Origin of the sequence: Microcystis sp. BLCC-F209 (assembly GCF_041928595.1) — a bacterium.
GTDB lineage: Bacteria > Cyanobacteriota > Cyanobacteriia > Cyanobacteriales > Microcystaceae > Microcystis.
The window spans coordinates 26,289-35,197 of the sequence record NZ_JBHFLL010000087.1; the positions used below are offsets into that span (position 1 = coordinate 26,289).

Genomic DNA, 8,909 nt, shown 5'->3' on the forward strand with positions numbered 1-8,909 from the left:
AAAGTAATAGGACAAAATTAACTTCTTGGTTAGGATAGGCAAAAGGCAAAAGTATGTGTAATTAATTGTGTCTAGCTACTTAAAAAGTGTAGTCTAGATAGGGTTGGCCGAAAAAGTTTTTCGTGGGGACAGATTGTGGGGTGTCGGTCGTCGATACCCAATTAGGTTACACTTCATCTTAAGAAAAGCTGTCACCAGAGATGGTATATTTTGGCCATAGTATAGCTCGCTAGTTTAGATTTGTTCAATTGGAGAAATAAGATTAGATAAAATTTCGTTCCATTTTAATTTATGAATAGTTTGTAATTCCGAATCTATTTCAATCAGATGGGAATAGCTATTGACAAATTCTTCTGGAGATGATATCAGTCTCAGATAATATTTAATTGTCGGTATAATACCATTGGTGATTATTTGACAACCATGATTGTTTTTGATAGTTTGAATCTCAGACATGATTAACTCCACTTCTGTGGGTTTAACATCAAACGATGATAGGATATAATATCTTCTCGGATTAAATTTGATAATTTTATCTTTGGCAATTCGGAGAATTTGTAAATCAATGTACTTACCATGCTTAATTTCAATAACTTCTACTAATTGTTTATTTTTATCAAAAATCTCAATATCTCCTGCACTACCAGAAGTTAGATCAGAAGCTGTGTGACTGCCTAGAGGTTTTAATGTGCAGGATTTGTATCTTTCTACTTCTATAATTAACCTTTGATAAATTGCATATAGTGCTAAAACAGGTAATTTGGAAGCTCCGCGAGTTTGATAATTGAAACTAAAATGATTTTCTAGGCAACTGCTCAAAGTGTTGATATCAAAAGGTTCAGGATTATCTATCTTCAAAATTTTAATCTTTTGAGTCTGGATAATCTGATTAACTTGATGAAGTAAAAGCCTTAAAATAACTTCAGCTTGTTGAGGATTAGTTTCAATAAAATCAATTAAACCCAGAAAAGCATCTTTGGTTTTTTGGTTACTAATTTTACCTTGATAATCTAAAGTATAGGGAAAGGGTTGTTCTAAAGAACGAGTTAGCCAGCCACTTTCTGCCATAGCTGGTAATCCCAATTGTTTCAAGGTGGGAGTAATATACTGAGTATCAATAGTTCTTCCTGAAAATCCTCCAGGTAAATTAGTTTGATGGTATCTAATATCTTGATTAGGATAGAGAATTTTATGAACTAATAAAGTTATTAAAACCGTATAAACTCCCTTTTGTTTTGAGCAATTAGTAGCAATTTGTTGGATATAGTTTTGATAGGGTTGAGGAGGCAGTGGTTGCCGATCATCTAAATTTAAGGATTGGTCATAAATGTCTAATAACTTTTCTTTATGGTTCATAAAATCTAATCCGATAATTTCCAATTGAATATTCTGACGAGAAAAAGAAAACTCCTTTAAGGATACTCTAGAATTGTTTTCAAAAATATGTTTCTTAATGGCAATAGCCAACTCTTGAATCATGGGAATACAAACCGAATTACCCACCTGTTTATAAGACTCAGCTAAGTTAGGATGAATTTGAAAGCTATCGGGGAACTTCATCAGTCGATAGCATTCTTGGATAGTTAATTTACGCACCTGATCTTGTTCGGGTATATAAATAAAAAAACGTCCAGATGTTTCCTGAGATGGTATAGTAGGATGTACTCCATCGATCGAATAAATTCGGTTAGGTTGATGATGAACCCGGGATAAATGTTCTGTATTTGGTCTGATACCTTTTTTCCAGATAGTTTTATTGCGATAACCGACAAAAATTAATCCTGATGGTTGTAAGGTAGGATTATCAATGAGAGTATATTCTTTTTTATCTAAGTATTCAAAATTGCCTTGAGGAGACAGAAAATCGCGTAACTTAGGTATTGGTGAAGTATATTTTAATGAGTTGAAATTAAATTTTTTATTTTGGGTAGCAATAATAATAATTCTTTCTCGATTTTGCGGCACACCAAAATCCTTGGCATTTAAGAGCTTATAATCAACTAAATAACCCAGTTCTTCCAAAGAATGCAAAATAATATCTAAGTTTTTGCCTTTGTCGAGGTGAATTAGGTGTTTAACATTTTCCAGAAGAATTATTTTCGGCTTTTTTAATTCTACTATTTCGCAGATGTGAAAAAATAGAGTTCCCCTTGTATCTCTAAATCCGGCTCGTTTTCCAGAAATGCTAAAGGGTTGACAGGGAAATCCTGCTGTCAACACTTCAAAATCAGGGAGGTCATGAATAGCAATTTTTCTAATATCTTGATCGGGAATTTCTTGAAAATTATTGAAATATACTTTTCGACAGTTTTCGTCTATTTCACAAGAATATACACAGTCATAACCAACGCTCTCGAAAGCTAATCTAAATCCTCCAATACCAGCAAAAAGATCGATAAATCTGAGTTTTTCGTTTGTCATTGCCAAATTATGACATCAAAGATAGCCAAAGTGAATATATCCTAAATTTTAGCAAATGTTCCGACTTATGCAGCGATAAAAACTGTAGTCTAGATAATTAAGATTAATATGTCCCCATATAATCAATTTGGAGATACTAGATTAGGTATAATTGAGTAAAAACTCGCACAATTTCGGTTTCAGACTTCTGCGGCTTTTTCTTGCTCAATCTCGGTCTCCAATTCTTGACGTAATTCTTCTAGAGAAGTGGTGGCAGCTGTCTGAGATAATCTTTCTTGTGACCAATTTAAGGACTGAAAAAGTCGTTGAGCGTTAGCTGGAGAACGCAAAAGATAAACTTCTTCTAATAAAGCGGATAATTCGTCAGCAGCAATCAAGGCCACATCATGATGACCCTGACGTTGGACAATAACGATCGAGTTTCCCAGTTCTACTTGTTCTAAAACCTGAAGAAAATGTTCCTGTGCTTGGGTATAGCTAGTATAGGTGGTGGGGATGGGCAGCATGGCCATTAATCAACTCCGCAGTCAAAAAATTAATCAATGGGTGCGTTAACCAAGAGTAACGCACCCCGAGGAAATTACACCGAAGTTAAGGTTTTCTCCGCGCTAATTTGCGCTTCGGGACTATCCGCTTCCGAGGGAGGGACCACTTGCCAGAATTGACCGAGATAGCTATCCCAATTAGCTAAAATTAACTTACCTTTGGGGCTATTAGTGCGTTCTACATGGGCCTCAATTAAAGATTTTAACTGTTCCGCACCGGCAGCCGTGCCAACCCGTTGAATCTTGACAATTTCGGGGTTGAGTTTCTCCGGTAGGGACGGATCAAGGATATAAGCTAATCCTCCCGTCATCCCGGCGCCGACGTTGCGACCGACGGAACCAAGCACGACAATTACCCCCCCGGTCATGTATTCACAGAGGTGGTCCCCGGCCCCTTCGATAACCGCTTGTGCGGTGGAATTGCGGACAGCAAAACGTTCACCAGCGCGACCATTCGCGTATAACACCCCACCGGTAGCCCCGTAGAGACAGGTATTACCGATAATAGCGTTATCTTCGGGCTGATAATTGGCGTTTTGGGGCGGTAAGATGACAATTTCGCCGCCGTAGATGCCTTTACCCACATAATCGTTAGCTTCTCCCTCTAAATGGAGATTGACACCGGGTAAATTAAATGCTCCGAAACTTTGACCGGCCGCACCCTGGAAATTGAGCTTAATTTCGCCTTCAAAGCCATCATTACCGTATTTTTGGGCAATTACCCCCGCAATTCTCGCCCCGACAGAGCGATCGGTATTGACAATCCTGTAGGTTTTGCTGACGGTTTCCTGTTGCTCGATCGCTTGTTTAATCTCGCTATCGGCTAGAATATCGTCATCGAGAACAGCACCGTTACTATGTACTTCCTCGTGCTGCAACCAAGAGCGATCGCCACGTCCATCGGGTAAATTCAACAAACAATCAAGATTGAGGGATTCTGTCTTAGTTAAACGAGCATCGGAGCGCACTTTTAACAGATCTGCTCGGCCAATCACCTCATTTAAACTGTGATAGCCTAATTTCGCCAATAATTGCCGCGTTTCCTCAGCCACTAAAGTGAAGAAATTGACCACATGAGCAGGAATTCCTGGAAAACGAGCGCGCAGACGTTCCTGCTGGGTAGCGACTCCCACAGGGCAATTATTCGTGTGACAGACGCGGGCCATGATGCACCCCTCAGCAATCATGGAAATGGAACCAAAACCGAATTCCTCCGCACCCATCAGAGCAGCCATGAGGATATCCCAACCGGTTTTCAGTCCCCCATCTGCACGCAAAATCACCCGATGACGCAGTTGATTTTCCATTAACATCCGATGCACTTCCGTCACTCCCAATTCCCAGGGACTACCCGCGTGTTTGATCGAACTTAGGGGTGATGCACCTGTACCACCATCGTGACCAGAAATCTGGATAATATCAGCGTTAGCTTTGGCAACTCCGGCCGCAATTGTACCGATACCGATCTCGGCCACTAATTTGACGGAAACTTTGGCCCGGGGGTTAATTTGGTGTAAATCGTAGATTAATTGTGCTAAATCTTCGATCGAGTAGATATCGTGGTGAGGAGGGGGAGAAATCAAGGTAACACCCGGTTTTGATCGCCGTAACATGGCAATATAGGGACTGACTTTTTTCCCCGGTAATTGACCTCCTTCTCCCGGTTTTGCTCCCTGGGCCATTTTAATCTCTAGCTGTTTTCCACTCATTAAGTATTCGGGAGTGACTCCAAAACGACCCGAAGCTATCTGTTTAATGGCAGAATTAGCCGTATCACCGTTTTTTAAGCCGTTTAGGTGAGGCATGGTCACGGAATGTCCCTCGGCATCCACATCGCTTAAGCTGGTGTAACGGATCGGATCTTCTCCCCCTTCTCCGGAATTGGACTTACCTCCGATGCGATTCATGGCGATCGCTAGGGTTTCGTGTGCTTCCCGGCCCAAGGCACCGAGGGACATTCCCCCTGTGCAGAAGCGTTGCAGGATACTTTCGATCGATTCTACTGCTTCGATGGCAATTGAGGCTCGATCGCTGTTAAATTCTAATAGATCGCGCAATGCAGTAGCGGGTCTTTGCTGCAAGATTTGACGATAGGTTTCGTAATGGTCATATCCTTGACCTTGGGAGTGAGCGGCCACGGCTTTATGGAGTGCTTTCGCCATTTCCGGAGAATTCATGTGGTATTCTCCCCCCGGACGGTAGTTGACAAAACCGTAGTTTTCTAGTTTTTTGGCGGTAAGATTGGGGAAAGCTTGACGGTGGAATGCGATCGCTTCTTGGGCCACTTCAGCAATGCTTAAACCCCCAACGCGACTGGTAGTACCGTTAAAAGCTAGTTTAACTAAATCTGCCGATAATCCGATCGCCTCGAAAATTTGCGCCCCATGGTAGGAAGATAGGAGAGAAATACCCATTTTCGAGAGGATTTTCAGTAATCCCGCTTCTACGGATTTGCGGTAGTTAATTAGGGCTTTTTCGAGGCTAATAGCTTCTAATTTGCCGTTTTCCATCAATTTCTGCGTTCTTGGCTCGATCCACCACTGGGCGATCGTTTCTAGGGCCAAATAGGGACAGACTGCGGAAGCTCCATAACCAATTAGACAAGCGAAGTGATGGGTACTCCAACATTGGGCCGTGTCGATCACGATCGAAGCTTTTAAACGCAAGTGTGAGCGAATCAGGTGATGATGGACGGCACCAACGGCTAATAAGGGGGGAATATAGCTAGTTTTTTCGTCAATAGGAGCAGTTCTGTCACTGAGAATTAAAATTTCTGCTCCCGATGCTACTTTCTTGGCGGCCTCAGCGCACAAATTAGCGATCGCATCTTCTAATCCCCCCGGTCCGGTGGTCAGATCATAAAGGGTAGAAAGTTCGGCTGTTTTGTAGCTAGAGGTTTTAACTTTGGCTAATTCCGCATTATTGAGCAGGGGAGAGTCTAATTTCAGTAAATGTGCGTCATCAACCCCTAATTTCAGGATATTACCCCGTCGTCCCAGATACATAGTCAAGGACATGACTAAACTTTCGCGTAAAGGATCGATGGGAGGGTTAGTAACTTGGGCAAAACGTTGTTTAAAGTAATCGTAGAGAAGATGGGGTTTACTGGAGAGGACTGCTAGGGGAGTGTCATCACCCATACAGAAAGTCGGTTCTTTTCCCTGTTCTGCCATGGGGACGATTATCAGATCCACATCTTCGGATGTATAACCGAAAGCGGTTTGCAGGGGAAGGAGATTACTAGGGGTGGGAATGTCTATCGCTGTTTCTTTGTCAATAAAGGTGCGTTGGGATTTCACCCATGCACCGTAGGGATTAGCGCGGGCAATTTCCTGTTTAATCGGCCAATTACGCTTAATTTCGCCTTTTTCTAGGTCAACTGCGATCATTTGACCGGGGCCGAGACGACCTTTTTCCATAATGGTGGTTTCATCGAGGGGAATAGTTCCCGCTTCCGAGGAGACGACGATATAACCGTTGTTAGTAATGCTATAACGGGCCGGTCGCAAACCGTTGCGATCCAAACAAGCGCCGACGATTCCCCCGTCACTGAAGACCAGTAAAGCTGGGCCGTCCCAGGGTTCCTGTAAACCGCTATAGTATTCGTAGAAGTCGATAATTTCGGGATAATTCTGTAAATCCGGCTGATTATTGTAGGCCTCCGGCACTAGGATCATAGCCGCTTCTAGGGGACTGCGACCGGTTCTCACCAATAATTCTAGGGCGCTATCGAGGTTATAGGAGTCGCTGTTAGCGGGGTTAACAATGGGGGTCAGGGATTGTAATTCTTCGTGGGTCCAACCTTGGGTTTCTAAAGCTGGTTCCCGGGCCGACATCCAGTTAATATTGCCCAAAAGGGTGTTAATTTCGCCGTTATGACCCAATAAGCGCATCGGTTGAGCGAGGGGCCATTTTGGTTGGGTATTGGTGCTAAAACGTCGGTGATAAATGGCAAATTGACTGCTATAGGCGGGATTTTGCAGGTCTAGATAGAACTCTCGCAGGATTTCGCCCCTTACCATGCCTTTATAGACTATGGTGCGACAGGAAAAGGAACAGAAATAGAAATCATCGGCCAGTTGCTTACCCACTTCAGAACGGGCAATATAGAGTAGGCGATCGAATTGAGAACCGGCTAAATCGGGGGAAGTCACCAGAATTTGCTCGACGTAGGGTTGATTTTCCCTTGCTTGTCTTCCGAGGACTTGGGGACGGACGGGAACAGCACGCCAACCTAAAATCTTAATATTATATTTATTGACAATTTCTTCGATGTGTGCTTTAGCGTCGGCTCGTTCTTGGGCCGCTTGGGGAAGAAAGACCATACCCACCCCTAGACGCTCAGATTCTGGCATATTTAAGCCATTTTCGGCGAACCAAGGAGCGAGGACATCTCTGGGGATAGCGGTCATCATACCGGAACCGTCCCCGGAATCCTGATCGGCGCTGCAGCCTCCCCGGTGTTCCAAACAACCTAAGGCTAAAAGGGCCTGTTCAATCAGTTGATGGCTGCCGGAACCGCGCACATCGGCAATAAAACCGACTCCGCAAGCGTCCCGTTCCTCTACGAGCCATCGGGGACCCCAATAGGGATCGATTTGGTGTATATTGTCGGTTTTTAGGTTATTTTGTTGCGCCATAGAAGTTATCCTTAGGGTCGTTGTCTAGAAGGGTGGGAGAGTTGGTCTGCTGATAAGGTCAATCTAGAATAGAATTTTTTTTGATCTTGCCGTTTCGATTGTCGCTGATTTTTCCTAATTTTTGCCTGTTGCCATCTTTATCTTGGCCGGTCTGAGGAATCACAGGTGATCTACCATGATATAGTAGCTCTCAGGAATTGTCATCGAAAATCCCCTGGATGGGGGTGAAACATCTAAATTTCCCTGTTCTATCAATTGCCAGCCAAATATATACCTTATATCTTCTTACAATAAACTAAAGACCACATTTGATCACACTCTATAACTAATTGGCCTTTTGATTTTTCAACGAACCTTTACTTAACGGGGGACAGCTCCCAATTTATTGTTGACCCTTCGGCTTCGGGATGGGTCAACGTCGAGCGAAGTCGAGACGTTGACGTAATTTTGTAACCACGACCAACTTACACCTGTAAGTCTGGTAAGGGACTTGCGCTTTGATAATGTAACATTTATGGCTTGTCTGATTCCTCTACAGAGCGACTGTCTGGCTGGGATATTATTCCTACCCAGGTCCCTAAGCTGTTCGTAATTTAAATTGCTTGTTGAGATCAGGCGGTCGGCAGGGGGCAGGAGGCAGGAGGAAAAATCGAATATGCAATTTAGATTCAAAACAGCTTAATACTTCCTGGAGAAATTGCCGATAAATTTCTGGAACTGAAGAGTTTTTCGTTGGGGGCAGTTAACCATCTATGGAGAAAAGAAATTAGCATGATGTTTTTTAGATTGGGATCAAAGGTTAAGATTCTCTAAAACAAAGTGCGATTTTGACAAGTAATATCCACTATAAATAAGGACAATCCTAACTGTTTCGCCTGTAATCTGGCACTCCTTCTACAGCCTTTATCGTCAAGGTGAAGCACAATCTGAGAAACCCTGTAATAGCTATTTCAGTCATTTATTTGATTGGCTTTTACTTCAACAGATATCATAGCATCTAGCCCACATTCCGCACCCTCAACTGTCACATAAGCTGTCCCCCTCCAGAGACTTGAGTAAAAATACTTAAGTAGGTAGGCGTTAAAAATTATCAGACACCCCCGTTATCAAGGCTATCCATTAGTCAGATCTTTCTTAACAAAAAGAGAAGAAACTTAAAAAAAGGGGAAACGATTGATAGGTATAGTTTTGAAAGAAGGAATTAAGGTGGAGGTAAGCAAAAAAATGGAGAAATGGGCAGCCCAAGAATTACAGTATGCAGACCTAGGGGACACCAGAAGAAAGAAAAGGTTAATCAGTATCG

At 42.7% G+C, this 8,909-nt stretch carries 4 protein-coding genes; 1 reads left to right on the plus strand and 3 read right to left on the minus strand.

The features are described 5' to 3' along the window. Positions 1–234: 234 nt before the first annotated feature. From ACE1AQ_RS05540 to gltB, 3 genes are all read right to left on the minus strand, one after another. Positions 235–2,421 (minus strand): DNA cytosine methyltransferase, encoded by a 2,187-nt coding sequence (locus ACE1AQ_RS05540; protein WP_002803192.1) that lies wholly within the window; start codon positions 2,419–2,421, stop codon positions 235–237. Positions 2,422–2,600: 179 nt separating this feature from the next. Beyond that, positions 2,601–2,933: a type II toxin-antitoxin system Phd/YefM family antitoxin gene (locus ACE1AQ_RS05545; protein WP_002763237.1), complete on the minus strand. Its 333-nt coding sequence runs from the start codon at positions 2,931–2,933 to the stop codon at positions 2,601–2,603. Between the two features lie 68 nt (positions 2,934–3,001). Continuing rightward, positions 3,002–7,606, minus strand: a complete 4,605-nt coding sequence (gene gltB, locus ACE1AQ_RS05550) for a glutamate synthase large subunit (protein WP_110543790.1) — start codon at positions 7,604–7,606, stop codon at positions 3,002–3,004. A gap of 1,224 nt (positions 7,607–8,830) precedes the next feature. On the opposite strand from gltB, the gene ACE1AQ_RS05555 reads away from it, so the two are divergent. Then, positions 8,831–8,909 (plus strand): transposase DNA-binding-containing protein (locus ACE1AQ_RS05555; protein WP_141705471.1); only part of this gene is annotated, 79 nt, incomplete at its 3' end.

Coding starts and splice junctions, on each gene's coding strand:
- ACE1AQ_RS05540 (WP_002803192.1), bottom strand. CDS start 2,421: ATGACAAACGAAAAACTCAGATTTATCGATCTTTTTGCTGGTATTGGA.
- ACE1AQ_RS05545 (WP_002763237.1), bottom strand. CDS start 2,933: ATGGCCATGCTGCCCATCCCCACCACCTATACTAGCTATACCCAAGCA.
- gltB (WP_110543790.1), bottom strand. CDS start 7,606: ATGGCGCAACAAAATAACCTAAAAACCGACAATATACACCAAATCGAT.